The 25,970-nt window shown below is 57.4% G+C and carries 25 protein-coding genes and 1 tRNA gene; 11 read left to right on the top strand and 15 right to left on the bottom strand.

What is annotated here, in order from left to right; all coding sequences use genetic code 11:
• Nucleotides 1-13: 13 nt before the first annotated feature.
• Nucleotides 14-2,968, bottom strand: coding sequence for a hypothetical protein (locus tag C8N30_RS01760; RefSeq protein ID WP_025062775.1), 2,955 nt, complete (start codon nt 2,966-2,968; stop codon nt 14-16).
• 155 nt (nt 2,969-3,123) lie between these two features.
• Nucleotides 3,124-4,404 (bottom strand): O-acetylhomoserine aminocarboxypropyltransferase/cysteine synthase family protein, encoded by a 1,281-nt coding sequence (locus tag C8N30_RS01755; RefSeq protein WP_025062774.1) that lies wholly within the window; start codon nt 4,402-4,404, stop codon nt 3,124-3,126.
• 291 nt (nt 4,405-4,695) lie between these two features.
• On the opposite strand from C8N30_RS01755, the gene C8N30_RS01750 reads away from it, so the two are divergent.
• Entirely contained in the window at nt 4,696-5,331 is a 636-nt protein-coding gene (locus tag C8N30_RS01750) for a hypothetical protein (RefSeq protein ID WP_025062773.1), read from the top strand.
• Nucleotides 5,332-5,465: 134 nt separating this feature from the next.
• Here C8N30_RS01750 and C8N30_RS01745 read toward each other — a convergent pair whose 3' ends face one another.
• Nucleotides 5,466-6,470, bottom strand: coding sequence for a hypothetical protein (locus C8N30_RS01745; protein ID WP_025062772.1), 1,005 nt, complete (start codon nt 6,468-6,470; stop codon nt 5,466-5,468).
• A 516-nt stretch (nt 6,471-6,986) separates the two neighbouring features.
• Between C8N30_RS01745 and C8N30_RS01735 the strand changes: the two genes are divergently transcribed.
• Nucleotides 6,987-9,038, top strand: a complete 2,052-nt coding sequence (locus C8N30_RS01735) for a hypothetical protein (RefSeq protein WP_025062770.1) — start codon at nt 6,987-6,989, stop codon at nt 9,036-9,038.
• A gap of 233 nt (nt 9,039-9,271) precedes the next feature.
• On the opposite strand, the gene C8N30_RS19230 is transcribed toward C8N30_RS01735, so the two are convergent.
• Nucleotides 9,272-9,355 (bottom strand) — tRNA-Tyr (locus C8N30_RS19230).
• A 174-nt stretch (nt 9,356-9,529) separates the two neighbouring features.
• Between C8N30_RS19230 and rlmB the strand changes: the two genes are divergently transcribed.
• Both rlmB and C8N30_RS01720 read left to right on the top strand, forming a co-directional pair.
• The gene (gene rlmB / locus C8N30_RS01730; protein ID WP_025062769.1) at nt 9,530-10,306 is read left to right on the top strand and encodes a 23S rRNA (guanosine(2251)-2'-O)-methyltransferase RlmB; all 777 of its coding nucleotides are present in this window, start codon (nt 9,530-9,532) and stop codon (nt 10,304-10,306) included.
• 555 nt (nt 10,307-10,861) lie between these two features.
• The gene (locus tag C8N30_RS01720; protein ID WP_025062767.1) at nt 10,862-11,329 is read left to right on the top strand and encodes a CoA-binding protein; all 468 of its coding nucleotides are present in this window, start codon (nt 10,862-10,864) and stop codon (nt 11,327-11,329) included.
• A gap of 68 nt (nt 11,330-11,397) precedes the next feature.
• Here C8N30_RS01720 and C8N30_RS01715 read toward each other — a convergent pair whose 3' ends face one another.
• The 3 genes from C8N30_RS01715 to hisA all read right to left on the bottom strand — a co-directional run bounded on the left by C8N30_RS01715 (nt 11,398) and on the right by hisA (nt 13,409).
• Entirely contained in the window at nt 11,398-11,727 is a 330-nt protein-coding gene (locus C8N30_RS01715; RefSeq protein ID WP_025062766.1) for a phosphoribosyl-ATP diphosphatase, read from the bottom strand.
• Nucleotides 11,724-12,485, bottom strand: coding sequence for an imidazole glycerol phosphate synthase subunit HisF (hisF, locus tag C8N30_RS01710; RefSeq protein ID WP_025062765.1), 762 nt, complete (start codon nt 12,483-12,485; stop codon nt 11,724-11,726). The genes C8N30_RS01715 and hisF overlap by 4 nt, the downstream gene beginning before the upstream one ends.
• A gap of 204 nt (nt 12,486-12,689) precedes the next feature.
• Nucleotides 12,690-13,409, bottom strand: a complete 720-nt coding sequence (gene hisA / locus C8N30_RS01705; RefSeq protein ID WP_025062764.1) for a 1-(5-phosphoribosyl)-5-[(5-phosphoribosylamino)methylideneamino]imidazole-4-carboxamide isomerase — start codon at nt 13,407-13,409, stop codon at nt 12,690-12,692.
• A gap of 135 nt (nt 13,410-13,544) precedes the next feature.
• Between hisA and C8N30_RS01700 the strand changes: the two genes are divergently transcribed.
• The gene (locus C8N30_RS01700) at nt 13,545-13,928 is read left to right on the top strand and encodes a DUF2147 domain-containing protein (RefSeq protein WP_025062763.1); all 384 of its coding nucleotides are present in this window, start codon (nt 13,545-13,547) and stop codon (nt 13,926-13,928) included.
• A 138-nt stretch (nt 13,929-14,066) separates the two neighbouring features.
• A complete protein-coding gene (locus tag C8N30_RS01695) occupies nt 14,067-14,456 on the top strand; it encodes a DUF2147 domain-containing protein (protein WP_037967949.1) in 390 nt (129 codons plus the stop codon).
• A 9-nt stretch (nt 14,457-14,465) separates the two neighbouring features.
• Here the strand turns inward: C8N30_RS01695 and hisH are convergent, their stop codons facing one another.
• Nucleotides 14,466-15,104 carry an imidazole glycerol phosphate synthase subunit HisH gene (gene hisH / locus C8N30_RS01690; RefSeq protein WP_025062761.1) on the bottom strand — a complete coding sequence of 213 codons (639 nt, stop codon included), beginning with the start codon at nt 15,102-15,104 and terminating at the stop codon, nt 14,466-14,468.
• Complete coding sequence (gene hisB, locus C8N30_RS01685) at nt 15,105-15,692, bottom strand: imidazoleglycerol-phosphate dehydratase HisB (protein ID WP_025062760.1); 588 nt, start codon at nt 15,690-15,692, stop codon at nt 15,105-15,107.
• A 126-nt stretch (nt 15,693-15,818) separates the two neighbouring features.
• On the opposite strand from hisB, the gene C8N30_RS01680 reads away from it, so the two are divergent.
• Together C8N30_RS01680 and C8N30_RS01675 are read left to right on the top strand one after the other, a co-directional pair.
• The gene (locus C8N30_RS01680) at nt 15,819-16,058 is read left to right on the top strand and encodes an Lrp/AsnC ligand binding domain-containing protein (RefSeq protein WP_025062759.1); all 240 of its coding nucleotides are present in this window, start codon (nt 15,819-15,821) and stop codon (nt 16,056-16,058) included.
• Nucleotides 16,058-16,390, top strand: coding sequence for a hypothetical protein (locus tag C8N30_RS01675; RefSeq protein ID WP_025062758.1), 333 nt, complete (start codon nt 16,058-16,060; stop codon nt 16,388-16,390). The genes C8N30_RS01680 and C8N30_RS01675 overlap by 1 nt, the downstream gene beginning before the upstream one ends.
• Here C8N30_RS01675 and C8N30_RS01670 read toward each other — a convergent pair.
• The 6 genes from C8N30_RS01670 to C8N30_RS01645 all read right to left on the bottom strand — a co-directional run bounded on the left by C8N30_RS01670 (nt 16,383) and on the right by C8N30_RS01645 (nt 22,637).
• Nucleotides 16,383-17,051, bottom strand: coding sequence for an aspartate/glutamate racemase family protein (locus tag C8N30_RS01670; protein WP_025062757.1), 669 nt, complete (start codon nt 17,049-17,051; stop codon nt 16,383-16,385). The two genes, C8N30_RS01675 and C8N30_RS01670, sit on opposite strands and share 8 nt — an antisense overlap.
• 9 nt (nt 17,052-17,060) lie before the next feature.
• Nucleotides 17,061-18,374, bottom strand: a complete 1,314-nt coding sequence (locus C8N30_RS01665; protein WP_025062756.1) for a TRAP transporter large permease — start codon at nt 18,372-18,374, stop codon at nt 17,061-17,063.
• Nucleotides 18,371-19,084 (bottom strand): TRAP transporter small permease, encoded by a 714-nt coding sequence (locus tag C8N30_RS01660; protein WP_025062755.1) that lies wholly within the window; start codon nt 19,082-19,084, stop codon nt 18,371-18,373. Before C8N30_RS01660 ends, C8N30_RS01665 begins: the two co-directional genes overlap by 4 nt.
• A 63-nt stretch (nt 19,085-19,147) precedes the next feature.
• Nucleotides 19,148-20,137, bottom strand: coding sequence for a TRAP transporter substrate-binding protein (locus C8N30_RS01655; protein ID WP_025062754.1), 990 nt, complete (start codon nt 20,135-20,137; stop codon nt 19,148-19,150).
• 35 nt (nt 20,138-20,172) lie between these two features.
• Nucleotides 20,173-21,414: an NAD(P)/FAD-dependent oxidoreductase gene (locus C8N30_RS01650; RefSeq protein WP_025062753.1), complete on the bottom strand. Its 1,242-nt coding sequence runs from the start codon at nt 21,412-21,414 to the stop codon at nt 20,173-20,175.
• Nucleotides 21,415-21,611: 197 nt separating this feature from the next.
• Nucleotides 21,612-22,637 (bottom strand): LacI family DNA-binding transcriptional regulator, encoded by a 1,026-nt coding sequence (locus C8N30_RS01645; RefSeq protein ID WP_025062752.1) that lies wholly within the window; start codon nt 22,635-22,637, stop codon nt 21,612-21,614.
• A 263-nt stretch (nt 22,638-22,900) separates the two neighbouring features.
• On the opposite strand from C8N30_RS01645, the gene hisD reads away from it, so the two are divergent.
• From hisD to C8N30_RS01630, 3 genes are read left to right on the top strand one after another with little or no spacing between them, the layout of a single operon-like run.
• Nucleotides 22,901-24,208 (top strand): histidinol dehydrogenase, encoded by a 1,308-nt coding sequence (hisD, locus tag C8N30_RS01640; protein ID WP_025062751.1) that lies wholly within the window; start codon nt 22,901-22,903, stop codon nt 24,206-24,208.
• On the top strand, nt 24,201-24,977 hold the full coding sequence (locus C8N30_RS01635) for an SDR family NAD(P)-dependent oxidoreductase (protein ID WP_025062750.1): 777 nt from the start codon (nt 24,201-24,203) through the stop codon (nt 24,975-24,977). Before hisD ends, C8N30_RS01635 begins: the two co-directional genes overlap by 8 nt.
• Nucleotides 24,974-25,951 (top strand): alcohol dehydrogenase catalytic domain-containing protein, encoded by a 978-nt coding sequence (locus C8N30_RS01630; RefSeq protein WP_025062749.1) that lies wholly within the window; start codon nt 24,974-24,976, stop codon nt 25,949-25,951. Before C8N30_RS01635 ends, C8N30_RS01630 begins: the two co-directional genes overlap by 4 nt.
• Nucleotides 25,952-25,970 lie beyond the last annotated feature (19 nt).

Raw genomic sequence — 25,970 nt, 5'->3', positions numbered from 1 at the left:
CGCAACAGCCGCTTCACGGCATTTGTAGCACAACGCTTCTGCCACTTCTGGAGTAGCGCAATTCGGAGTTTCCGATGGCCTCGACACGGCCTCCATCAATCCGGTCACCGACCTGAACCTTCTGATAGCGTCCATTAGACAGCCGGACCAAGGCGCGGCGGCTGGACGGTTTGCCGTAAATGCCGATCAGGTTTACTTTGCGCAGATTGATGGCATTTTTTACGGTGGCGCTGCGGGCAACTGATGCTTTTGACGGCAGGCTTGGCGCTAAAGTCCGAGGTGCTACGGTGGCGGCTGCTGCTGCAACCCGCGTTTCCTCTCCCAGTTCGGGAGTGGCACGCTGTGCGCGCTGCACTATTCGGGAAAAGTTGCGAGGCCGTGTGTCGGGGCGCACGGATTGCGCGGTTGCAAGGCGGGTCGCATCAACAAGTGCGGGGGCCGCAACGGACGCGGCTGTGGTCGGAACAATCAACGCCGCGGCGGCGGCAGCGGCAGCGGACTGTGCGGCGACCGCTGCTCGCGCTTCTGCAGTTTCTGCCGCTTGCTCGGCTGCCTTGCGGGCAGCTTCTTCTTCGTTTGCGCGATCTTGTAAGGATGCGGGGCGCAGCGACGGGCGGAAGGCGGCCAGCTCGACACGGCTCACGCCGCCAAGCTCTGCGCGCTCTGTTCGCTCCGAAAGGCCAGCGGGCCGGTTCTTTGGGCGCAAGGCAGCGAGTGCAGAGGTCGCGGCAGGTGCCTCGATAGCAGGCGCTGCCGCAAAGCGCACGAGGGTGGCTGGCGGCTTGAGCGGCGGGCTGCTCGCATAAAGCGTAAAGCCTTGTGGTGTAATCACACCTTCATTTGTAGGAACGATCAATCCATTTTGATCGAGTGCGGTTTGTTGGCCAAAGGGCGGTGGCGAGACCACCGCAGCAAGCTGTACGTCTGTCTCGAAGCCTTCCGGCGACGGGAGGGCAAATGCATCATTTGCTGTGCTGACCGGATCAATTCCACTGCGATAAACGGCAGTGTCAGGCGTTGCCGGACCTGACAGGGCAGTTTCGGGCGCTAAAGGCCAAATGCCGCTCACAGCGTAGCGTGCAGCTGCTTCCGCCTCAGTAATTACGGGGACCTGCGGTTCCGGGCGCAGGTTTTGAGCGGCCTCTACGGCTACGGTATCCTGCGCGGACAAAACAGGGTCGAGTGCTGCGATCTGTACACCGTCTGTAGTGCCGGTCACAACGGGCTCGACGCCTTCTGGAGTGCGGATCACTTCGGGGTCGATCTGGTTTTCAGGAGCCGAGGCGGTGGCGCGTGTGGTGTCTTTCCTTATGAGGCCGGCAAGCCCTTCATCCAAAAAAACGGCGGCCCATGCTGCCACGCCTGCAAGAAACACTAGCAAGATTACCGTCATAATCAGCCCAAGGAAGCGCGGTTTGCCCCCGACTTGCGCGGTACGTGCGCCGAAAACGGTCATCCGCTCGGCCTCGCTGCTCGTGGCGGGCAGGGCGGCGACTGGCGCAGCTGCCGGGGTGGTAACGCCTTTAACCGGTTTACGCCGGCTCAAAAATCCGCCCAAAGAGCGGGCAGCCGCAGATATCGGCGCTGAGGCAGCAGCAGCCGGAGCAGAGCTGGCAAAGGTATCCGGACCCGCCACAGCAGTGGCATTCGGAGTGCGCACAGCAATCCGTTGCGCACCACCAACAGGCTTTACAGTTCCCGTTATTTGCGTAGCCCGGCGGGTTGAAAACCCCGTGGGCGCTGCTGTTTCAGGCACCTTTATAGCCTCGTCCGGAATGGGGGTCGCCGATTTGAACGGACGCGGGGCAGGCACGGTCTGGGGCGCGCTTACTGACGGCGCGGCGGAGGGCGTTGCAGGAGCCTTTGAAGCTGAAACTGCACCGACTGCAGGTGCCGCCTTGGCGGTCGGGGTAGAGATTTCGGCGGCAGGGATTACGTCTGGTTCTGCCTTTATTGCCGGTTTCGACTCTGGAATATCTCCGCGGCTAACGCTTGGATCCGGCACGGCAAATTTCTGCGCCACTTTATCGACAGATGGGTCTGGCATTTTACCAGCTACAGTTATCTTGTCGGTGGGCTCAGGTGCCTGCGGGCGCTCCAGCTTTGCCCCTGTTTGGGCATCTGCGACCGGCTGGACCTGCATATCCCGCACCGGATCAGCGTCCGATACAGACGCCTCAGCTGGTTTGACCGCGGGCGATACGCGTGGTTCTGGCGCGGGGGCAATTTCGTCCTGTGCAGCCGCCGCTTTTGCATCCGGCCTCTCGTTGATTGTGGGGCTCTCTGGTGAAACCGGTTCAGATGCTCTCGCCACGACAGGCGAAGGGGACTCTTCTACTGGAGGATCTTTGGCTGCAGCCACTGGCGCGGGTATTCCTTGCGCGGGTTTCTGCGCGACCTCAGGCGCTTGGGGGGGCACAATCGCACCTACTATGACAACCGCTATACCGTCAGGCTCGACTGTTTCTTGGGGCTCCAGCAGATCAGCAGCGCCTTCGGTCAACCCGAAGAACGGCTCTCCGAGGTAAGGAGCATCGTCTGGAACGGCTACAAAACTTACCGGATGAAAGCGGTGCTCGGTTGCAAATGCCTCGGCCTCGGCGAGGGTTTCACGGGCGACAGCTGCGATATGTGTTTTCGCGCCATCCATGCTGATGTCATATGCCAACTCCGACAGTTCATAGGGCGTTGCATTGTGCAAGGCGCCCTCTGCCGCTTTGCGGCGCGCGGCCTCGGACAGACCAACGGTATCAATCGTCAGATATTTGATCTGGCTGGCTGGGATCACCAGTTTGGTGCGCACGCCGCCCGGCTCAAGACTGGCGGCGGTTTTACGTAGCACCGCAAGCTCGCCAACGAGATCATCCGCCCCGATCGGTACTTCACCGACCTCACGCCAGCCACCTGCGGCGCGATGCAGCAGTTTGATGCCTTCAAAAGACAACGAGAGAGCAAAATTTGGCTTCATGGGCGCCCTTTTATCACGGTCTGGTTAACCACAACTTCGTTTGTTGGGAGATTAACGCACAGTCGAGGCCAAGAAAAGGTCCGCAAGCGGAATTCGGCGGAGCCTCGCGGATATGCTCCGCGCATGAGTAGATCGTGCGCGGAGCGATGCCTTGATCAGGCTGTGGCCTGTGCCAATGCCTGATCCAGATCGGCAATCAGATCATTGGCGTCTTCGGTGCCGATAGAGACGCGGACAACGCTTGGACCTGCGCCAGCAGCTTCCTGCTGCTCTGGCGTCAACTGCCGGTGCGTTGTAGAGGCGGAGTGAATAATCAGCGAACGGGTATCGCCGAGGTTCGCAACGTGGCTGAACACTTCCAGTGTGTTGACCAGCTTGACACATGCATCATATCCGCCTTTGACCGCGAAGGTGAACAGACCACCTGCGCCCTTGGGGCAAACAGTCTTGCTACGCTCGAAATAGGGAGACGATTCGAGGCCTGCGTAGGTCACGTAGTCGATGCGGTCGTCTGCTTCCAACCATGCAGCGATCTTTTGTGCGTTGGCCACGTGGCGATCCATCCGCAGGCTCAGAGTTTCAGTGCCCATGAGAGTGTAGTGTGCTGCCTGTGGGTTCATGGTCATGCCCAGATCGCGCAGACCGACGGCGATGCCGAAGAAGGTGAAGGCCAGATTGCCAAAAGTTTCGTGAAACTTTAGACCATGATAGGCAGGCTCTGGCGCGCTCAGTGACGGGAATTTATCGGTCGCAGACCAGTCGAACTTACCCGAATCCACGATGCAGCCCCCGGTGACAGTACCGTTGCCTGTAAGGTATTTCGTGGTGGAATGTACGACGAGCGTCGCGCCATGCTCGATCGGGCGGCACAGGTACGGCGTGGCGGTGGTGTTGTCGATGATCAACGGGATTTGTGCTGCATCGGCTATGTCGGCAATTGCGCGCACGTCCATGATATATCCGCCAGGATTGGCGATGGCCTCGCCGAACACCGCGCGCGTGTCGTCGTCAATCGCGGCTTTCACAGCGTCCAGATCATCAAAGTCGACGAATTTAACGTTCCAGCCGAAGCGTTTGATTGTGTGACTGAATTGCGTGACTGTACCGCCGTAAAGGCGGGTGGATGCGACGATGTTGCGGCCCGGCATCATCAGCGGGAACAACGCCATGATCTGGGCGGCGTGACCGGAAGAGCAGCACACCGCGCCGACGCCGCCCTCAAGCGTTGCAATCCGCTCTTGCAGCACTGCGACAGTTGGGTTGGTTAGGCGGGAGTAGATGAAGCCGACTTCTTGCAGGTTGAAGAGTGCGGCGGCGTGATCGGCGTCGCGGAACACATAGCCTGTAGTTTGGTAAATAGGGGTCTGGCGTGCACCGGTCGCGGGATCGGGGCGGGCGCCTGCGTGGATTTGCAGTGTATCAAAGCCGTGTGTCATTGGTCTCTCCCTTTAAAACTATGATCACGATTACGGGATTGGCAGTGCGCAGACAAGAGCAGCGGCCATCTGAGGGAGATCCTCTGTGCAAGGTGGAAAAACGTCGGAACGTCAGTTCCTGCAATAGGCTGGAGGTGGAACGGTGCATCGCTTGGCCTATTGGGGCGCATGGGCAGGGGGGCACCTGAACTATGGATGCAGCTGAAAACTTGAATCATACCCAACAAGTATGTTGACGGAGGGCATCTTTTCGCATACATCACAAGTATGTTGAGGTTAAGGAGTCATAAAATGGCTGAGATCACAAAAATCACTAAAGACAAAGCAAACAAAGCTGCAAAAGCCGGCAAAGCCGGAAACGCAGACAAAGACGCAAAGACAGCAGGGGGCCGCGCACGCCGTCTCGAAAAGATCGAAAAAGCGTCGACCGTTACATTCATGCTGGAACTTCCAGTACGCAAGTTCATGGATGCGCAGGCGAAAGCCGCCGGTATGAACATGACACATTACATGCAGAAACTGGTTGAAACCCACGTGATCGCCACGGCACCCGCCGACGACGCGCTGGCGCTGCGCCTTGCTGCCAAGCGTCACGTCATTGACCACACTGTTGCGCTGGCCACCAAAATGGATGCGGAAGGTAAGTTCAACGAGAACTTTATCCTCACCGTGGTAGAAGAAGCGCAGAAAGACGCTGAATTCAAAGCCCAGTACGAGATCGCATTGGGCGAGAAAGATGCGGACGGCAAAGCCAACCGCGGGCGCGCCTCTTTGAACCAGCAGATTGGCCGGATGATCAAGAAATCAGTCGGTGCACGTGGGAAGCGTAACCCGCAGGGTCGCGTCATGCGTGCGCAGGTTCAGGACGCGGTTATTGCGACCTATACCCTGCTTGAAAAGCCGGTTGCAGCCACCGCCGAGGCGTAACCTCTCCAAAGGGGCGGCGTCATGGTCCGAAATGGAACGGGCGCCGCTTGAATTACGGTTTACAACCCTCGTTGAGTATAGAAGGCCTGCATACGCGGGCCTTTTTACTATTTAAAATCATGTTTCTCTGGCGGCTACCTCATCCAGTATCCATTAGATTTGAGGCGATTGCGAATTGCCTGTTCTTTGCGCGGCATGTTTTCGCGATCAAACATAGCGCGCGCTTTTTCCCCACGTCCCTGATATACCATCCGCTTGATCGGGTCATATGTCTTGAGAACTTTTTTGACCTTGTTAGGGGATGTCACATGCTCCAGTACCGCTACCACATGATCGCTCTCGCGGGCATAGAGTAGTGGCAGGAGGCGGTAGTGACAGCTCACCTCGCCATCAAGCAGACCCTCCGGCAGGGCGTCGCGTCCGCCACCCAATGCATGAATGACCAGTGGCAGTGCCACTTGATCCAGCCATGGATCAAACACCTGCGCACACAACTCGACTGGCGGGGTGTCACGGATCGCAATGGCATACTCCAGGAATTTTTTGCCAAATTCATGGGGGCATTTGTAAAAGAAGAAACCGGCGTTGAAATAGAGATAGCGCCGCCAGTACTCATCGGGCTGGCTCAGGTCGAGCGAGCTTTCGAAGTCGAGGTCGAATTTATCGTAAAGCGATTTCCAAAGACCGCTATAGCCCGGCCCGTAAAGCTGTGGTTGGGGCCATGTGTCCTCACGGCGCAGGGATGCCCCGGGGCGGTCGAAATCAAAAGGGACGGCGGCAAGGTCGCCGGTGATCAGCGTGTCCGTGTCGAAAAACACAAATGGTTCACCCTCGGGGAGATACTGCAGCATTTCGATTTTATTGCCAAAGGGATAGGCTTCGCCGAAGTGTTTGTTGTCAAAGGGTACTATCTCCGCACCCATTTCAGTCAGGGCATCCAGAACAGGCTGGCTGCGGATGGTCGGGTCTTTTTCCCAAAGCGGCCCCATCTGCGGCTCTGCCACCAGAATACGCCCTTTGAAGTCGGGGCTCATGGCGCGGAGGGAGGCGACGAAGATCACCGCTTCGAATGATAATCGCCCGTTTTGACCGACCACAACCACGTTGAAGGGTTTTGTCTTCTCCGTCTCGGGTGCCATGCTCTGTCCTTCAATGCCCCTGCGTGTCACAGGATGCGCGTTTTTCCACTACTATAGACGGCAAGGCGCGTTTTGGAAGTCGCCATTTTGCAGTGCAAATGAATGCGGCAGGGGGCCGCGTGTGGCATGGAAATTTCAAGACGCTCCAAACTGTTCAGCTGTTTGCCAGGTGATTCTCGAAGCCCTCGGAGAAACGAAAGAGACCAAAAAACAAAATCTCTGTCAAAACGCCATTGTAACTATTTGCGAAACAATGGAGGCGCCTAAACAGGGCCAATGCGGCGAAATCATGGCGATTGTGTCTATTTAGTGGCGGGTAAAAGCTTTTACTTTTCCCAGTAGGACCCGTTGTGCTTTGGACCTAGCCATTAGTTTATTAACAATTAGGAAACTACCGTAAGGAGCACTCAGAACTCCGTTACTGTCACACTAGGATGTGATCCAACCGCGACCATTCGTATTTCCGAAACAGACACAGGAACGCTGTTTATTCAGGTACTGTCCGGTGATCAGGGTATGCCTGTTGATTTTGACGGTCTGTTTTTCAACTTGTCCGACGATAGCACGATCGACAACATCAACTTCTCTCCGGAAGCCAACGACGGCAGCATTTTCTCGCCCGTGACAGGTATTCAGGCCGCGGCAAATGCGATTGATACGCTGCAAAATGGCGCGCAGGTTGCCGATGGGTATGACATCGGCATCCAGTTCGGCACCACGGCCAGCACAACACAGGGCGAGGTAGCAAATGCCAACTTTACTTTGTTCTCCGCCAATGGTCAGCCGCTGAGCATTTCCGATCTCGATATCAGCAGCTTTGCGGCTGTGGTAAACAGTGACGATGGTGTGAGCGGTCAGGTACTGACGACCGGTGACACCCCCGATGCAGATCCGGTGCTGGTCTCCAAAGAAGTGCTGTTCGACAACTTCAACGACATCCATGTAGCTGAAGACTCCTCAATCGTCGAAGGTCACACCAACTGGGCCGCAGCATGGGACAAACTTGTCACCAACAGCAACAACGAGGGGGTTTTGAACCTCCAGACGGTTTCAACAGATGGTCCTGTCACGCTGAGCTTTGATGCAAACGTACACAACACCCACCTGTTCGAGAATTCGGGCGCAATGGCGGACAGTCTGCGCGTCGAAGTAAGCATCGACGGCGGCCCTTGGGTATTGCTGGACGAATTTGCGGTCAATGATGCAGGTACCGCGCTTGTAGGCTCGCTGACGGGTCAGACATTCGGCAACTCGGCCGGTAATGTCCTCTACGAAGGTGGCATTCTTGATACGGCACAAGACACCGTGCAGTTCCGCTTTGACTCTGATGTCACGGCAGCTGATGAATTTATCAAACTCGACAACATCTCTGTCACCGCCTCCGAGGAAGTGGACGGCGCGGTGCAGTCGGTCGAAACTGTTCTCCTCTCCGAGGATTTCAACGCCATTGACGATCCAGATAACAGCACTGCAATCGAGTATGATGGCCGCTGGGATGTGAGGGGTGACCAGCTGGTAACAGATGGTTATAATGACGGAGTACTCAAAACCGCAGCCGTGGCGGCGGATGGCGACGTCACGTTGAGCTTTGATGCACGTGTCGAGGATGCGAGCCTGTTCGAAGCGTCCGGTTACTATGCCGATCACCTAACGCTTCAGGTACGCACCGAGGATGGCAACTGGCAGACGCTTGATAAATTTGTCGTCAACAACGCTGGTACGGCGCTGGTGGGCAGCAACACTGGCAACGAGATCACCGAGAGCGGCGGCACCTTGTCCTATTCCGGCGGCGCGTTGGACGATATCAACGGCAATGTTCAATTCCGCATTATCTCCGACATTTCTTCGAGCAACGAGCGAGTGTTCTTTGATAACCTGACCGTGACTGAAACAACCACAGAAGTTGTTGCAGACGGCGAAGCGATTACACTTGATTTCGAGGGCCTTTCTTCTGGCGATGTGGTCGATGGCCAGTTCGAGGGCGTTACGGTCTCGGCCCAGCGCGCTGGTGATGGCGAAGCCAGCCAGAACGATGCAATGATCTTTGACACCAACAGCCCTACAGGCGGCGATTACGATTTGGGATATAGTGACCGTGGCAACGCGCTCATTATCTCGGAGGATAACGATAGTTCTGACGCGGATGACAATGCGCGCGGCGGGACAATCAGCTTCGATTTCGACGCGCCATCAGAGGTTGTCAGCATCAAACTGCTGGATATCGAAGAGCACGGCGGCACGATTGACCTGTTTGATGTGGACGGAACGCTGATCAACACGGTCGACATTCCTGCGTCGGGCAACAACAGCCAACAGGAAGTCATCATTAACGCCGATAATGTCTCAACGATGAACGTGAACCTCGTAGGTTCGGGTGCTGTGGATGATCTGACCTTTATTCCAACATCTGACGAAGAGTTTGTCGATGATGGCAAGGGTGATCAATATGATGTCCAATATATTGCAGGCATTCCCGTGTTGCAGCCGGTGTCGAATGACAAACTGGTCGAAGCAATCGAAGCAATCGACGCAGTAGACGATGTCGAAGAAGACGATATTTTCATCTGATCGATCTGCACGTGAAATAAAAAGGGCCTCCGCCCCCTCTGGGGGGGGCAGAGGCTTTTTGCTGTTTTGGGGCTGTTGTTTTTTCAAGGGATGCGGATGCCCTATGTGTCATGCAAGACCACAAAGCTCCGAGGCTGCATAATGCTGCATTGAAGGCCATGCGGTACGAATATCAAAATACACGGGTAAAGGCCGGAGGCCCTTAACTCTCTTGTCTTAAATGAGATGTTGAGTGGTGGGCGACCCTGGAATCGAACCAGGCGTGCGTCTCCGCGAGGGAGTTACAGTCCCCTGCCACACCTTGCGGCCTGTCGCCCACTGGCGCTTGGATTACCTGCGGGTCCGAGGGGCGTCAACCTCTAATTCCGCCCGTTTCAAAGGATTTCTGTAGGGCGGTTGCCAGCAGCACGCTGGATGTCAGGCGAGGCTTGGCCTGCTGCGCGCAAACAGGTAGAGGATGGAGCCAAGCGCGCAATAGGATTGGGACTAAAATGAAAAAACCGAAGTGGGTTGTGGAAAAAGAGCAGGGCAAAAAAGCGGATGCCCGCGAGACGCTGTGGCTGTTCGGTCTGCACGCTGTTCGCGATGCGCTCATGAATCCCAAGCGCGAGAAGATCACGATGATGGTCACGCCCAACGCCTTGGTCAAACTCGAAGACGCCGTTGCTGCCAGCGGGGTCGTGCCCGAAGTTATTGATCCGCGCAAATTTCGCCCTCCGATTGATCCCGGCTCTGTGCATCAGGGTGTCGTGCTGGAGGTCAAGCCGCTGGATTGGGGGCGGATGGCAGATGTGTGTATCGGCAAGGCGGCACCGCGTGTGATCCTGCTCGACCGTGTGACCGACCCGCACAATGTTGGCGCGATCCTGCGCTCGGCGGAGGTGCTAGGCGCGTCGGCCGTCATCGGGACCAAGCATCATTCAGCGCCCGAAACCGGTGCTTTGGCGAAATCAGCCTCCGGCGCGCTCGAGCGTCAGCCCTATCTGCGAATCCGCAACCTCGCTGATGGAATCAAGGAGCTTCAGGATATGGGCTATCTTGTGCTCGGCTTGGACGGGGAGGCAGAGTTGACAATCGAAGCTGCGGTCGCGGGCAAGCGAGACCGCGCTGTGGCATTGGTCATGGGGGCTGAAGGCCCCGGCTTGCGCGAGAAAACCCGTGAAACGGTCGATGCTTTGGTGCGGATTGACGCAGGTGGTGGATTTGGATCGCTCAATGTCTCAAATGCGGCGGCGATCGGATTATATGCCACTAGAGATCATTCCTGACGCAGCGCAAACTAGCACAAGTTGCACCATCAAGGGGGAGAGGGGCCATCGCCCATCCGGCAAAAATCGCGACCTGTTGTCATTGCGGGACGCGTGCGATGTTGCTTATGGACACAGGGCATCACACGCTAAGCTGTGGTTCTTGCGGGGCGCCGCTGCGCAGTCTTAAACTGATGCCAACGACCGCGCCCGTCGCGCAGCCTGCTGTGACCCATCAGCCAACTCCACACACACTGCGCAAGTTGCCCAAAGCGGCACCTGCAAAGCGGGACAAACCGTTGAAAAGGCGCAAGGGCTTATTCCGCAAATTTGCGGAAGAAGCGTTTGAATTGATTGAGGATATATTAGACTGACCGGCGGATAACGGCGCATTGCCCGCGGCTTGCTTATTCATGCTTCGCTGCCCCTTACTATCTGCAAAGGGGGTTCCTATCTTTAGGTTAGGCAGGACGGATTGGAACACCCGCCCTGTTTTTTGTCCCTGTTCCTACTTTTTCAGCCTCCCGACAACGTTCGGGAGGTTTTTTTTATTCGCCGCGCCGATAGTATGGCCAGATGACATATACCGATTCATTCTTGAAAGAGATTCTCACACGCACAAAGCGGGTCGCGATTGTGGGAGTGTCTGATAATCCTGTACGCGCAAGCTACTTCGTCGCGCGGTATCTCAGTTTGCGTGGCTATACGGTCATACCGGTTAATCCGCTTTTGACTGGGCAGACCCTGTTTGGGACACCTGTGGTGGCCAGCCTGTTGGAGATCGAAGAGCCGGTGGATATGATCGATATTTTCCGGCGCTCCGAGGCTGTACCAGCGATTGTGGACGACGCGCTTGCCCATTTTCCCGATTTGAAGACGATCTGGATGCAGATCGGGGTGGAGCATGTGGAGGCAGCAGCAACGGCACAGGAACGGGGCGTTGATGTTGTACAAAACCGTTGCCCCAAGATTGAGTATCAGAGGTTGTTTGGTGAATTACGCAAGGGCGGGTTCAATACAGGCATTATTTCAAGTAAACTATGAGGCACGTTCGCACCACGACCACGTAGGCCAATAGGGTGGGCAGGTTGAACTTTTTTAAAAAAGAAAAACTAGCGGGAAGCCTTTTCGGCAATACCGGAAGTGGATTGCCGCTTTGCCAGAACTTCCATCACATCGGAGAGCGGAACATCGCGGGCGGCGAGCATCACCAGCAGGTGATAGAGGACATCGGCGGCCTCTGATGTGAGGGCCGCTTTGTCGTCTTTTACCGCTTCGATGATCGCTTCAATCGCTTCCTCACCGAATTTTTCGGCGCATTTTTCGGGACCTTTTGCCAGCAACTGGGCGGTCCAGCTCGAGGCGGGATCGGCGTCTTTACGGGTGAGGATAGTGGCGTAAAGCGCGTCCAGTGTGGCGCTAGCTGTTATTGAACGGGTCATGTAAGCCTCATTGGAATGCCGGCAGCGGCCATGTGCTGTTTCGCCTGTCCAATGGTGAATTCGCCAAAGTGGAATATGGACGCGGCAAGAACAGCGGATGCGCCGCCTTCCGTAACGCCGTCCACAAGATGGTCGAGTGTGCCGACCCCGCCAGAAGCGATTACCGGCATTGTGACTGCATCAGAGATGGCGCGGGTGAGGGGGAGGTTGAACCCTTGTTTGGTGCCGTCACGGTCCATGGAGGTGAGCAGGATCTCACCCGCGCCTTTCTCCATCATGGTGATCGCGAATTCAACGGCGTCGATGCCTGTAGATTTGCGCCCGCCATGGGTGAAAATTTCCCATTTGCCAGGGCTCACGGTTTTAGCGTCGATGGCGGCAACAATGCACTGGCTACCAAACTGATCGGCTGCCTCGGCCACGACATCGGGGTTGGCGACTGCGGCGGAGTTAAAGCTGACTTTGTCAGCACCAGCGAGCAGGAGCGCACGTACGTCTGCTACTGTGCGCACGCCGCCGCCGACTGTTAGCGGGATATAGCAATGCTCGGCGGTGCGGCGGACCATGTCGAACATTGTGCCGCGGTTCTCATGGGTGGCGTGAATGTCGAGAAAGCACAATTCGTCCGCGCCAGCGGCGTCATATGCGATGGCTGCATCGACGGGGTCACCCGCATCGCGCAGGCCGACAAAATTTACACCTTTGACCACACGGCCGTCGGCGACATCGAGACAGGGGATGATGCGTGTTTTAAGCATGAGACGGGTTTAGCTGTCGGCGAGGCATGGGGCAAGGTGGCTCTTGGTGTGAAAGCATTGGTTCTTTTTGTTCATATTTTTTGATTTGATCGGCAGGGATGCTGCCAATCGCCAACCGTAACAAGCAACAGAGCCGCACCACCGCCCGACCTAGCGTTGCAAGAAAACCCGACCTAACCGATCCAGATTAGGAGCAAGACTTCTTTATCCTGCCAGCGCATGAAGTGCCTCAGCCAAGTCGATAGCGCCATCATAGAGTGCGCGGCCGGAAATGGCCCCGCTGATAACGCCTGTGGCCTTTAGCGCTTCCAGATCGGAGAGCGAGGACACACCGCCAGAGGCAATAACTGGTATGCTCACTGCACGGGCCAGCGCGGCTGTTGCCTCAATGTTCGGGCCACCCATGGCACCGTCGCGCAGGATGTCGGTGTAAATGATCGCGGCAACGCCTGCGTCTTGAAACGATTTGGCGAGGTCGGTGACCATGACATCCGTCTCCTCCGCCCAACCTTTGGTGGCCACACGGCCATTGCGGGCATCGATGCCTACGGCGACCTGACCGGGAAAGGCGCGGGCGGCTTCGCGCACCAGATCGGGGTTTTCGACAGCGACCGTCCCGAGAATGACGCGGGCGAGGCCTTTGTCTAGCCATGTCTCGATCGTTGCCATGTCACGGATGCCTCCGCCCAACTGGGCAGGAACCTTGCAGCGCTTGAGGATCTCTTCAACCGGTGCGGCGTTTACGGGCGCGCCTGCGAAGGCACCGTTGAGATCAACCAGATGGAGCCAGGTGCAGCCTGCATCGACGAAGGATTGTGCCTGCGCGGCGGGATCATCGTTGAAAACAGTTGATTGCGCCATATCGCCATGAACAAGGCGCACGGCCTGTCCGTCTTTGAGATCAATCGCGGGATAGAGGATCATGGCCGTCGTGTCCTTATGTCTGGGTTGCGGGGGTTTTGCACGGATCGGGACCATGTGCAACGCGACCTTACGTTAAGCTTGCTCGAATGGGGGGCGATGCGCCATGCTCCCCAGCAGTTCTAGGGAGGAACGTGTATGAGAATGATTTTGACAGCGGCAATTGCGGCTATTTGTTTTGCGGGTGCGGCTTGGGCCGATCCGGCGGAGGGTACATGGAAGACCGAGGTTGACGATGGTGCATATGCGCACGTGAAGATGGGCATGTGCGGTGCAACCCTGTGCGGTACCATCGCGCGTACATTCAACGCCTCGGGGGAGTACAAGTCCGAAAATCTGGGCAAGAAACTGGTTTGGGACATGTCTCCGGCAGGCGGCGGCGCTTACAAAAGTGGCCAAATCTGGCAGCCTTCCACCGGCAAGACATTCAGATCCAAGATGGCGCTATCGGGGAACACATTAAACGTGTCTGGGTGCGTCGGGCCCATTTGTAAAAAGCAGACGTGGAGCCGCGTGAACTAAACCAACATCATTTGCGTGCCTCCGCCGAGCCATGCAGAAATAACATCACTAAAATGAGAGGCGCAGGTGTATCATAGATCTGCGCCTTTTGCTTGTGCTGCTGCGGCACAAGGGCTTGGGCGCGCTGGGGTTTTTGAAATGAAGAAAATTTTGAGCGTCGCTATTTTGGCGATAGCCAGTGGTGTGGGGACCGCGCAGGCCGATGTACCTATTGGCCTTTGGCAAAGTAATCCAGACAACATGGGCATCGTTTTGCACGTCCGCACGCGGGCATGCGGGCGGGCGATTTGCGGTCAGGTTGAGCGGGTCAAAGACCGGCGCGGTTATGATGCGCCCTCGCGTTCGGTTGGCCACCGTGTGTTGATCAACCTTGTCCCTGACGAAGAAGGCATGTTTTCGGGCGACGTCTGGGAGCCTGCAAGCAATAAGCTGTTACGGGCGCGGATGAAGGTTGAGGGCAATCTGATGCGGTTCGAGAACTGCAATGGAATGGAGTGCAGCAAGGTCACATGGCGGCGCGTGCGCTAACGCTTGGGGCTACGGCGCCCATTTCAGGAAATTTGTGATCATGCGCAGGCCTGTTGCCTGACTTTTCTCAGGGTGGAACTGCATGCCGAGCATGTTGTCGCGGCCTATTACGGCGGTGACGTCGCTTGCGTAATCAACATGGGCAAGGCGCTGGGCCGGATCAGTCACTGCCATGTGATAGCTGTGCACGAAATAAGTGTGGTCACCGGTTTTTATACCTTCGAACACGCTATGCGGCACATCAATGACCAGATCGTTCCAGCCCATATGAGGTACTTTCAGCGATTTGTCGGCAGGGGTGATGCGGGTCACTTCACCTCCAACCCAATCAAGTCCACGCGTATCTTCATATTCGCGGCCCCACGACGCCATCAGCTGCATACCTACGCAAATACCAAGGAACGGGCGCCCCTTTTGCTCGACCGCCTCGGTCATTGCGGCAAAAATACCGCTTTTCCCTTTGAGCGCTGCCATACAGGCGGGAAATGCCCCGTCACCCGGAAGTACGATGCGGTCCGCACGGGCGATCACGTCCGCGTCTGCTGTAACAATAACTTCGCCCGCATCTGCTTCGCGCGCCATCCGCTCGAATGCTTTATGGGCGGAATGTAGATTGCCGCTCTCGTAGTCGATTATTGCAGTCAGCATTTACAGAATGCCCTTGGTCGACGGTATGGCATCCGATTTGCGTGGATCAAGTTCGAGCGCGTCGCGCAGGGCACGGGCGACAGCTTTGAACGCGGCCTCCGCAATGTGGTGTGAATTGAGGCCGTGCAACTGGTCCACGTGCAGGGTAATGCCGCCATGTGTGGCAAAGGCCTGAAAGAATTCGCGCACCAGTTCGGTATCAAAACTACCAATTTTTGCAGTGGGCAGATCGACATTCCAAACAAGGAAAGGACGGCCCGACAAATCGAGGGCCGCGCGCACCAAGGCATCGTCCATCGGCAATAGGCAAGCACCGTAGCGCACGATGCCGCGTTTGTCGCCAACTGCCTGCGTCAGGGCCTGACCCAAAGCGATGCCAACATCCTCGACTGTGTGGTGATCATCGATGTGCAGATCGCCCGAACAGCGCACCGTCATATCAATCAGGGCATGCCGCGACAGTTGGTCTAGCATGTGATCAAAAAAGCCCACGCCGGTTTTGTTGTCGTAGACCCCTGTGCCATCGAGGTTAATCTCGACGCTGATATCAGTCTCGGCAGTTTTGCGGGTGATCAGTGCGGTGCGCATGGAGGGCCTCCGTTAACGGGTTTGTGTCCTTATAACAGTGCTGGACGCCGCGCCAAGGGGCGATGGGGGATTGCGGTGCTTGGGCCTTCGTGAGAGTCTGAGAACACGCGAAAACAGGAGCCGCCCATGAGTACATGTGTTTTCATCCAGATCCGGTGCCGTCCGGGGACAACCTATAAGGTGGCCGAGGCTATAACCTTGCGCGAAATCCATTCCGAGCTGTACTCGACGTCGGGTGATTTCGACCTGATGATGAAGGCCTATATTCCGAGCGATAAGGATGTGGGTGTCTATATCAATGACAACCTTCTTGACATCGAAGGGATCGAGCGGTCGCTCACAACTATGACATTCAAGGTATTTTGATGCGGGTTCTGGCCCTTGTGCTGATGCTGGTGGCGGGCACTGCGACCGCCGCGCAGCGTGTCTATGAGGGGGAAGAGGCTGCCGCGATCCGCTGCGCAAATATGATGGCGATGACGGGCGTTATGCTGAATGGGGCGGGGCTTATGGACACCCCGCAAAAGGACGTGCTTGTTGGAATATCGGTGTTGATCCTCGAACGGCATGTGGGAGGCAACTGGACCGAGAAGAAGCGCGCTATGGAGGCCATGCGGGACCGCCGTGGTGTCGAGGCGACGCTGGAAGACTACCAGCGCAATGCCCCTCTGTGCCTCAAACGGTTTCCAATCAACTGAATTCTGGCGCGATAGCACCCGGACAGATGGTTTCGATGCAGGTGAGAATATCGGTGACAGGCAATCCTGTCGCGGCCCTGATGGCGGCGCGGTAGGGGGGCAGATTTGTACATTCCAGCAGTATATGACGGTGAGTTGCGTTTTGGCTTTCGCGCAGCAGGGCAGTGATCTCATCTGTCGCTTGCGCCCTGTCGAGGTTTTTCCTGTTGCTCTTGATTACCTGCCGAAGATGGTTGGCTTCAGGCAAGCCGACGCGTGAATCCAGATAAGTCTGATGCTTGCCCAAATGTCCTTCTCCTAAAGCGGCCTCATCAAACGTAAGGATGCGTAATTCATCCGGCGCATATGTCTGCGCAAGATCGTCCAGCGCTGTCAGCGACGAGCTGATAAACGGGCGGTCGGTCATGGCCGCAAGGTGTGCCTGCCAATAGGATAGGAACCCGCAGGAAGTGACGATTATATCCCCCCGCGCCTGCGCCAGCGCCTCCTCGAAGGGGGCGATATCAATGGATTCCGGACTGTCCGTCACAATCCGCGCTACAGACGCCCCACAGATGCGGATGATTTGGGGCGGGCGCGCGTAGCTGTCGGGGCTGCCAACATCTCCCGCGATGCGCGGAAAACCGGTATCGAGTTGCAGGACGGTGACGTGCGGGATCATCTGCGCGCGTCACCTCGCCTGATTGGAGATGATCTTTTCCGGTAGCCATGTGGCCAACTCTGGCCAGATTACAAGGATGATCACCATGATCAGCATGAGACCGACCATCGGGAGGGCCACCTTGGAGATATAAGAGATCTCGTGTTTGGTCATGCCTTGAAGGACAAACAGGTTGAAGCCGATGGGCGGGGTGACTTGTGCCATCTCGACCACCACAACGATAAAAATGCCGAACCAGATCACGTCGATACCTGCGCCGCGGATCATCGGCTCGACGATGGCCATTGTCAGCACAACCGAGGAGATTCCGTCGAGGAACATGCCAAGGATTATGTAGAACACGGTGAGGGCTGCGATGAGGGTGATGGGTGACAGTTCAAGCGCGTTGATCCATGCGGCCAGTGCACGCGGCAACCCGGTAAACCCCATCGAGAGCGACAGGAATGCCGCGCCCATCAGAATGAGCGCGATCATTGCTGAGGTACGGGTGGCGCCCATCAGACTTTCGAGGAAAGTGTTGAAGCTGAGCGAGCCTTGAAACAGCGCCAATGTAAGCGAACCGATAACGCCCACGGCTGCGGCCTCGGTCGCTGTGGCCCATCCGAAATACATAGACCCGATGACCGCGCACACAAGGATCAGGACCGGCACCAGAAAGCGGCTCTCCGATAGCATTTTGCCAAATGACATCGCAGGTTCTGGGGCAGGGCGTTCGCTGGGGCGGATGTAGTGCCACGCCACGATATAACTCATGAACAATCCAGCCAGAACGAGACCGGGGATGATGCCTGCCATGAACAGTTTGATAATGCTTTCGTTGATCGAGACGCCATATACGATGAGCGTGAGCGAAGGCGGGATCATCAGGCCCAGCGTCGCAGCCCCTGCCAAAGTGCCTACGATCATATATTCGGGATAGCCGCGCTTGCGCAATTCGGGGATGCTCATTTTGCCCACTGTGGTCAATGTTGCCGCCGAGGAGCCGGAGACGGCGGCGAAGATCGTACAGCCCGCGATGTTGGTATGTAGCAGACCGCCGGGCAGGAACCGCATCCATGGCGCCAGACCTCGAAACATGTCCTGGCTCAGGCGCGTGCGATAGAGGATTTCGCCCATCCAGATGAACAGGGGCAGGGCCGTGAGGGTCCAACTGCTGCTGGAGGTCCAGATTGTGGTGATCATTGCGTCACCGGCAGGGCGGGTGGTAAACAGCTCAAGCCCTACCCAAGCGACGCCCATCAGCGCAAGGCCGATCCAGATCGAAGAGGCGAGAAGCCCGAACAGTACACATAGAAAGACGACCGTGGCATAGGCTTCGATCATTCTACCGCCTCCGAAATAATGGGATTCTTGCCCGTAATAATAGTGCGGTAGAGCGTATCCCACAGGGCGATGGCCAACAGGATCGCACCCGCCGACATGGCGAGTTGGGGTATCCAAAGCGGGGTGTATATCAAATCTGTGCTGGCATTGCCCATGACATTGCCCCATTCGCCGATCGGCGTTGCAGGCAGCGACAACACCGTGACGACCCATTCGGGGATCTGGTCCTGTCCCTGCGTGCGGTCATTGAGCATCTCGGAGAAAATGTTCGTCTTGACTGCGAAACGGGCAAAATATGTGGCGATGATTGCGGCCCCTGTGACTGCAAAAATATCGAGCCAGCGGGAGGTAAACCGGTTCCAGTTCAGTACGATAGACACGCGGATATGCGCCCCCCGCGTGAGCGCGTGGCAGAGCGCGAAAAACGATGTGGCTGCCATGGCGTAGCCCGCAAATTCTGTTGTTCCGGGCAAAGCGAAGCCCGTCCAGCGGGCGATCATTTGTGCCACGATCAACAAAAGGATCATGCACATGAAAAACGCGGCCACCGCACCGGAAGCAAAATAAACACCGTCCAGCACCCGCCAGACAGGTCGCAGCCGCCGCTCCATCGGGGCCTTGGCGAAAAAGCACACAACACCGAACATCAGGGGCAAAACAAACAGCCATACCCACAAAGGCAGACCAAACACCGGCGACCAGTCGCGCATTTCACATTTCCTTGGAATAAACCGCGCCCAGCCAAAGGAAGGGCGCGGTTGTGTCAGTGACGCTTAGTTCGAGGCGTCATAGGCATCGAGGATTGCCTGACCGTCCGCCCCTGCTGTCTCCAGCCACTCGGCCGTCATTTTCTCGCCAATGGCTTCCAGCTCTGCCAAAAACTCCGGCGAGGCATCGACCACGGTCATCCCGTTTTTTTCCAGCTCGGCAAAGTAGAAATCTGACAGCTCTTCGGACTTTGCATTACACGAAGCAGCGGTTTCTTCTGCTGCCTTTGTGACACCTGCCTGAACATCGGCATCGAGTGCGTCCCAAGCCTGCTTGTTCACCATTACATAGTTGCGCGGCAGCCATGCGTTGACCTTGTAATAGTGGCTCAGATTTTCCCAGACCTTGTTGTCATATCCGGTTGAGCCTGAAGAGATGAACGCGTTCGCCACCCCTGTTGCGAGCGCCTGTGACAGCTCCGCCGCTTCGATCTGGACTGGGATCATGCCCAGTTCTTCAGCGAATGTCGCAGTTGCGGTGTTGTACGAGCGGAACTTGAGCCCTTGGGTGTCAGCGGAGGAATTAACCTCCTTGTTGAAGTAGAAACCCTGACCCGGCCATGCGCATGTGTAGAGGGTATAGAGGTTCTGATCCGCCAGCTTTGCGTTTACGATTTCTTTCGCGCCATCCCAAAGTTTCTGGTTGTCGGCATAGCTGGTGGCGACGAAGGGCAGGTTGTCCCATCCCAGCAGTGGATCTTCGTTTGCATGGCTCGACATCAGACGTTCGCCAATGTTGACCTGACCGGTTTGCACCGCACGTTTGATATCACCCCCGCCAAACAGCGCGCCGCCGGCATGAACAGTAATGTCGATCGCACCATTCGTGTACTCGCGGACGCGATCCGCAAAAATCACCCCTTGTTCGGAGTGGAAGTTGGTGGCCGAATAGGCCATCGGCATGTCCCATTTTTGTGCGTGACCGTCGGCAAGGGCGGCTCCTGCGAGCAGGGCGGTTGTGGCTGCTGTGCATGCCAGTTTGCTAAGAATACTCATTGTCGTCTCCCGGTTGGTTGAGGCTCTGGTGGCCCTTACGCCTTGTATTTCGAGGGATCAAAAGCGCGCATGTCCATGTTTGGTGTGCGCGCCGATATCAGCTCTGCCAGCACCCGACCCGTTTTTGGCCCGCCTGTCAATCCAACATGCTGATGGCCAAAGGCGCTATAGCTGAGACCGCGGGTATCATTTGCTCCAATTAATGGTAGGCTATCGCCAGGGGCGGGGCGGTGGCCCATCCATTCGACCACGTCTTCGTATTGCAACGAGGGGAGGAGCTTTTTTACCTGACGGTGCAGCATTTCCAGCGGGGCACGGGATGCAGGGGCATCAAGGCCGCCAAATTCGATCACGCCTGCCGCGCGCAGCCGCCCGCGCATCGGTGTTAGCACGAACTTGCCCGACGCCACCATCATTGGCGCACGCGGCATCGTTGAGGGGTTTGTCATTTCGATATGATATCCGCGTTCGCTTTCAAACGGGACTTTTACGCCTAATTTATGGGCAATCTTGCGTGACCATGGCCCCATGGCGAAGACGATCTTATCTGCGCGCAGAGCGCCGTTTGCCGTCATCAGCGCGTTGACCGCCCCATCTGTCATCTCAATGTCGGTGATGTCGGCAATCAGCAGTGTGCCGCCCTCGGCCACAAAATGGTCGGCCAGCGCGCGCACATAGGCGCCGGGGTCGCTGATGCGGCCATGATTTTTGCAGCGCACAACAGTCTCGAATGTATCGGTGCCGAATACAGGATCATAGGTCGCGTATTCCGCACCGCTTACCACGTCATAGCGGACACCCTGCGCATCGCGCTTTCCCCAGCTATAGGCATCAGCGTCGAAATCGGCGCGGGTGGCATAGCCAAAACAATAATCCTCGGTGGTGATATATGCGGCGGCGGGTGTATCCGCCGCCAGCGCCTGATGTTGCTCGACGCTGTCGTGGAGCAGAGACGACATTGCCCTGCCATAGTGGTCGACATGTGCTTCGGTCGCATAAGACAGGTATTTGCGCAAAAATGGCACGAGGCGCGGTAGGTAGGACCAGCGTAGAAACAGAGGTGCGTCGCGGTCGAGCAACATCGCAGGTGCTTTGCGCAGCAAACCTGGTGTGGTGACAGGGACAACCGCCCCTGCTGCCAGCACGCCGGCATTGCCATGACTTGTGCCCGATGCAGGGCCGATCCGCTCCACCACAGTGACGTTGTGGCCTGCACGTTGCAGCCAAATAGCAGTCGATATGCCGACGATCCCCGCGCCTGCGACCAAAATATGCATCTGTCTCTCCTTCGCGATCCTGCTGCGGAAGAGCCTTATCAATGCGACGCGGATTGTCACGCACCTTAAGCAGCGAACTATTCGAGTGTCACATTGGCCCTGCAGATGCCGCTGGAGGGATCTGCGTGACCTACAGCCGCTGCATCCGAGAAAACGAGCGAATTCAAGTACCGGTCAAAATGCGCGCAGGGCGAGGTTCAGATGTTCTTGGGAGGGCCCAACGTGTCGCGCAGTTGTAGCGTTATCGTCAGCTCTTGCGCGCCAACACTTTGCCCGCCTTCTACCAATGCTATCAATGCGGTTGCCGCCTTGGTTCCCATTTCTCGGTGGGGTACGTGGACAGTCGTGAGGGCGGGGGTGACGACACGGGCCAACTCGATATCATCGAAACCGGTGACACTGACATCGTCCGGCACGCCGAAGCCCAGCAAACTGGCCCCGCGTAGCGCGCCTGCGGCCAACACATCATTGCCGCACATCACAACCGTCGGCGGAGTAGACGATTGCATCAATTCAGTCATCGCTATCTCGCCATTCTCGAACCCATAGGGTGTCTCGATCACTGTCATGGTGTCAGGTGAAATGCCACGCGCAGCCAGCGCATCCTTGATGCCCATGACACGGTTGGCGGCACGGTCATTGCCTTTGATTACGCCCGAAATGACCCCGATGCGGCGGTGGCCAAAGGTCAGGACTTTCTCTGCCAGCAGGGCCATCGCGGCGCGGTTGTCAAACCCGATCGCAGGCAGTGCGACGTCCGGTGCATAGGCCCAAGCGACTAGCGCAGGCACTGCCTGCCGCTCGAGATAGCGGTAGAGCGCGGGGTCGCGGTCATAGCCGATCAAAAGCAGACCGTCGGCGCCACGGGCCACAAGAGCGCGGATTTGCTCCTCCTCGATCTGCGGATCATATGAGGAACTCGACACCAGCAAAGTATAGCCGCGATTGCGCAACTCTTCTTGAAAGGCCTGCAAGCCACGGGCGAAAATCGCATTTTCCATCGTTGGGATAATCGCACCGATCGTAAATGTCCGCTTTGCCGCCATCACCCGCGCCCCGAAATTCGGGGTATAGCCCAGCGCCTCAACCGCCTTGAGCACGCGTGTGCGCGTTGACTGGACTACACGGTCGGGGGTGTTGATGCACCGCGAAACCGTCGCGGTGGAGACGCCTGCCTTTTTTGCGACATCGTCGAGCGTGGGGATCGAGCGGGTGTTTCGCATGAGGTGCCTCCTCTCCAAGCAGATACCACAGGATGCAAAAATGGAAAATAATTTAAAATCCGCACACTAACCGATTTGGAGCACACCTGAATGTAAGCGCTTGCATCTGACCCGTTCAAATGCATAGGATGCGGGTATATCCCGAACAGCAATAGGACTGTTTGCGCGGGAAGAGCACACCTTGATGTGGTGGGGCGATGTGATTGTTTTGGTTTATTGCGCAGGTTTCTTGCGGCCCGAGATTTATAAGTAGGACCCGACACATGACACGTGAATATCTGAAAAAAGCGACGCTGACCGCCAAATCCGACGCGTCCGAAACGCATGAGACCGTCAAGAAAATTCTTGCCGATATCGAAGAGGGCGGAGATGCTTCGGCGCTGGTATACGCAAAGAAGTTCGACCGATACGAGGGGAACGTCGTCTTGACCCCTGACGAGATCGAGGCGGCTTGCGCGCTGGTGCCGGAAAAGCTGAAGGCTGATATCAGGTTTGCTCATGACAATGTCAGACGCTTTGCCGAAATTCAAAAAAGCACGCTGACGGATGTGGAAATGGAGATAGAGCCGGGTTTCATTGCCGGCCAAAAGGCGATTCCGGTCGATGCTGCGGGATGTTATGTACCCGGCGGTCGCTACAGTCACATCGCTTCGGCCATTATGACGGTGACGACTGCCAAGGTGGCGGGTTGCCGTCACATCGCCGCCTGCTCCCCGCCACGGCCCGGTATTGGTGTCGCGCCTGCAATCATATATGCTGCGCATATCTGTGGGGCGGATAAAATTCTGGCGCTTGGCGGTGTGCAGGGGGTCGCGGCGATGACATTCGGCCTGTTCGGTCTGCCCAAGGCAAATATTCTCGTAGGTCCCGGCAACCAGTTTGTAGCCGAGGCCAAGCGCATTTTGTTTGGTCGTGTGGGGATTGATATGATCGCTGGACCGACCGACAGCTTGATCCTTGCTGATGCGCATGCGGACGCACATATCGTCGCGACCGATCTCGTTTCGCAGGCCGAGCACGGCTATAACTCGCCTGTGTGGCTGGTGACGGACGACCGCGGATTGGCGGAAAAGGTGATGGCACTGGTCCCCGATCTGATCGCTGATCTGCCCGAAACCAACCGCGAGAACGCCTTTGCCGCATGGCGCGATTACGCGGAGGTGATTTTGTGTGCTGACCGCGAAGAAATGGCAGCCTGCTCGGACGACTATGCGCCTGAACACCTCACCGTGCAGGCGGAAGATCCTGATTGGTGGCTGGATCGGCTGACCTGTTACGGCTCGTTGTTTTTGGGCGAAGAGACTACCGTTTCATACGGGGACAAGGCATCGGGCACCAACCACGTCCTGCCCACTTCGGGGGCCGCAGGATATACGGGTGGCCTGTCCGTGCATAAATATATGAAGATCGTCACGTGGCAACGCACCACCCGCGCAGCCTCCAAGCGTGTTGCCGAGGCCACTGCGCGTATCAGCCGTCTGGAAGGGATGGAGGGTCATGCCCGTGCGGCGGACGTGCGTCTGGCCAAGTATTTCCCGGGCGAAAATTTTGATTTGTCCGCAGATGGCTGATTCCTCTGCCCCCAATCCGCTTGCCCTGTTTGATCTGGCAGGCCGTGTTGCGGTCATTACAGGGGCAAGCTCGGGCCTTGGTCGCCGTGCAGCTATCGCTTTGGCTGCGGCCGGGGCGCTTGTAGTCGGCGTTGCGCGCCGTGAGGTGGCACTGGCGGATATGGCGCGCGCTGCGGGACCGGCGGCGGCATTTGTGGTAGGGGATGTGGCAGACCGCGCCAGATTGCCGGCGCTTGTGAGTGCGATCTCCGCCCCCTTCGGTGCACCCGATATTGTTGTCCATGCTGCAGGTGTAAACACACGGCAAGTGGCTGATGATGTGACACCGGAGGCATGGGATGCGACGCTGGCGCTTAACCTGACGGCGCCGTTTTTTCTGTCTCAGGCGCTTGTCCCTGCGATGCGGGAGCGCGGGTGGGGCCGGATCGTGAATTTTGCATCTCTTCAGACCACACGCGCCTTTCCGGCAGGCATCGCATATGGTGCCAGCAAAGCAGGCATTGGCCAGATGACCCGCGCCATGGCCGAAGCATGGTCAGGCTACGGGATCACCGCCAACGCAATTGGACCGGGGTTTTTCCCCACCGAGTTGACGGCGGCAGTGTTCGACGATCCCGCGCGTGCGGCACGCAATGCGGCGCAAACCTGCGCAGGGCGTAATGGCCGGATGGAAGATATGGACGGGCCTTTGTTGTTTTTGTGCTCTGATGCGTCGGCCTATGTGACGGGGCAGATCCTGATGGTTGATGGGGGGTTTACAGCAAAATGAAAGCGCTGGTCTATGAGGGGGTGGAGACGCTGAAATTTGTCGATATGCCCGATCCGGTCGCAGGCGCGGGGGAGCATCTGATCCGTGTAGAGGCCGTCGGCATTTGCGGCTCTGACATGCACGCTTATCTGGGCCATGATGCGCGCCGTCCCGCGCCGTTGATCTTGGGGCACGAAGCGGCAGGTGTGATCGTGGGTGGCGCCATGGACGGGCGGCGTGTGACGGTAAACCCGCTCGTGACCTGTGGCAGTTGTCCGGCCTGTGCGGCACAGCGCGAAAATCTGTGTCCCAAGCGCGAGATCATCTCAATGTTGCCAAGGCAGGGCGCGTTTGCGCAGTATGTCACCATGCCGGAAAGTAATCTTGTCACGGTGCCCGATGACGTATCGCTGGCCCATGCCGCGCTGGCAGAGCCTTTGGCCGTGAGCTGGCACGCCGTGCGACTGGCGCTGGAGGCGTCGCACCCAACTGCAGAACGCCGTGCACTGGTCATTGGTGGCGGTGCTATCGGCCTTGCTGCGGCACTGGCGCTGCGGGCGATGGATGTGGCCGATGTGACGATCGTGGAGCCCAACGAGATGCGCCGCACCTATCTGACGGCGCTAGGCGAGCAGACGCTGGCACAGGCGAACGGTTCATATCCGGTGGTGATCGACGCGGTCGGTTTCGCCGCCACGCGCGCGGCGGCGTCGGCCAGTGTCGAGCCGGGCGGCGTGATCGCGCACGTCGGGTTGGGCGAGGATGCGGGCGGCCTTGACGTGCGGCGTATGACTTTGCAGGAGGTGACTTTCATCGGCACGTATACCTACACACCGCAAGATTTTCGTGATACCGCCGCAGCAATATTTGACGGACGCCTCGGCGCTTTGGGCTGGTGTCAGCATCGCCCCCTGTCGGGAGGTGCCGCGGCCTTTGCGGCGCTTCGGGAGGGGCAGGTGGCAGAGCCCAAAATCATTCTTTCCCCATGGACCTAACACAGATGGCTCGGGGATT

Origin of the sequence: Sulfitobacter guttiformis, from assembly GCF_003610455.1 — a bacterium.
Taxonomy (GTDB): Bacteria; Pseudomonadota; Alphaproteobacteria; order Rhodobacterales; family Rhodobacteraceae; genus Sulfitobacter; species Sulfitobacter guttiformis.
This window is presented reverse-complemented; position numbering and strand designations above follow the sequence as displayed.